The following is a 1014-nucleotide window of genomic DNA, read 5'->3' as shown; positions in this document are numbered from 1 at the left end:
GTAAGCATATAAAACTAAGAAGAAAAGGGCGATATGCGACATTACCTCCTCAATTGGTTTTTAATTTAATCGAGAGCTGTTTTGAGTTCTGTTATGAACATCAAGATTCGATCCTAAATTCAATGCTCTTAGTTCTCACTATCGGAAGAACCAAAAGCTCCGCAAAAAATTCTAACAATAAGAATTATTATGGAAAAAACCAAAAATCTAGACCCAAACTATCTTCTTCTGAACGGGGAGCCTGGGTAATCTCGGATGCTATGAAGCTAGTTGATATGAAGCTTATAAAAAAGGGAGTTAAAAGACTATCCCTACCATATAACGACGGCATGTTCATAAAGATGCGGAATAATGAAAGTCTTTTTTCTCTATATGATGTACTTATGGGTTCAATTCAGATTCTAACAGGTGCAGTAATGGCAAAGCGTATCGATGAATTGATTAAACTAAAAGATCATGGGAATTTATATCCTAATATTAACCCATTTAGTGACATTGGGGAAAACACTGACTATGACCTAATCTCTTATTTAAAAAAATCAGGTAACGGAGGAAAGCATGGTATGAACGCAAAAATTAGACGGCCAATTCCTCGTTCAGTCGCTAAAATTATATGGAAGTTAGAGAGATTTAATCAAGCAATCTCAAAAGCTGCTTTAAATAAGTCTGAGTTATCTTTATTTAATAATGTCAACACCCAAGAGTTTATTGTGAATAAGATTACTAAACTCTCATACTATAAACATGTAGATGTAGCGTGTGATTATTTTGAGACTCCAATTGTGACATTAGAGAATAGTGAACAACGTCGTTACTATATTAGACAGCACCAGCTCCGTCGTTTCTTTGCGATGGTATTTTTTTGGTCAAAAAGCTTTGATGGTTTGGACACTCTACGTTGGATGCTTGGGCATACAGACATGCAACATCTTTACAACTATATTACTGAAAGTGAAACTGGGGCAGTATTGAATGGTGTAAAAGCGTCTTACATTATCGATGCCATACAAAAAA

Annotated in this window: 1 protein-coding gene; it reads left to right on the top strand. The window is 35.0% G+C overall.

All coding sequences use genetic code 11. The features are described 5' to 3' along the window. Positions 1-416: 416 nt before the first annotated feature. A partial coding sequence (locus CXF78_RS21580) for a hypothetical protein (protein WP_219622038.1) occupies positions 417-1014 on the top strand: 598 nt, incomplete at its 3' end.

It is taken from the genome of Shewanella sp. 11B5, from assembly GCF_002836795.1.
In the GTDB taxonomy this organism is placed as follows: Bacteria; Pseudomonadota; Gammaproteobacteria; order Enterobacterales; family Shewanellaceae; genus Shewanella; species Shewanella frigidimarina.
Note: the sequence above shows the minus strand (reverse complement) of the source record. Positions and strands in the feature narration are given on the sequence as shown.